Origin of the sequence: Anaerotruncus sp. G3(2012), from assembly GCF_000403395.2 — a bacterium.
Taxonomy (GTDB): domain Bacteria; phylum Bacillota; class Clostridia; order Oscillospirales; family Ruminococcaceae; genus Anaerotruncus.
In genome coordinates, this window is sequence record NZ_KE159676.1 from 200337 (window position 1) to 201128 (window position 792).

At 50.8% G+C, this 792-nt stretch carries 1 protein-coding gene; it reads right to left on the reverse strand.

Annotation, left to right across the window (positions count from 1 at the left end):
• Positions 1–70 precede the first annotated feature (70 nt).
• A partial coding sequence (locus C814_RS17765; RefSeq protein WP_016316798.1) for a helix-turn-helix domain-containing protein occupies positions 71–792 on the reverse strand: 722 nt, incomplete at its 5' end.

Sequence of the window (792 nt, forward strand, 5' to 3'; positions counted from 1 at the left end):
AGAGAGAGCGCTTCTATCTGTCCCTCACTGCGGCTGCTGCTTAGATCCTATATTCCTTGCGTGAATTGTGTCAACTCATATTGACAAAATCATCAATGCCGAACACCCGGCAGATAGTAAACGCCCGTTTTTCGTCCGCCGTGCCTTTGTGCATGAGGGCGTCCAGCAGTATCACCGGGATGTTCCGGGCAAAGTCCGCTGCTGGGGTTTCCAGTTCGGCGGTGGTCTTGTCGGATTCGTGCCGGGTGCGGAGGTCTTTTACAATCCGGTCAAGGTCATCATGGATGACGTGGCTGAAAAACAGTTCCTCGCTGACCTGCCCCAGTTCCAGCGTGCGCATATAGAGGTCATTTTCCGGGGGCTGCCGCTGTTCCATGACAGACTGCCTTGCCTGTTCCAGAACTAAGTTCATGTCACGGATGCGCATATCCGCAATCCGGTCAATGCAGACTTCCATATCCGTCAGCAGGCGCAAAAATCCCGGATGGCAGACAAACTCACAGAGAAGCCGGTTGTTGAGTGCGCCGCTTTTTAACAAATCAACTGTGGAATCATTCAAGTGCAGCTCATGCAGGGCGGTGTTCGGGTGGTTCTTATTTTCGGTCAGCCCCATGAGGTAATCCATGGAAAGACCGTAGTATTCCGCCAGCTTTGCAAGGTTGAACGGGCTTATATCCGTGCATTTGTCGGATTCATATTTTCCCAGCGTGGCTCTTGCTATGTGATATGGTATAAAAAAAGTTGACACCTTTTCCTCAAGGGAGTAGAAAAAAGAGAAGAAGAAGGAGGAAA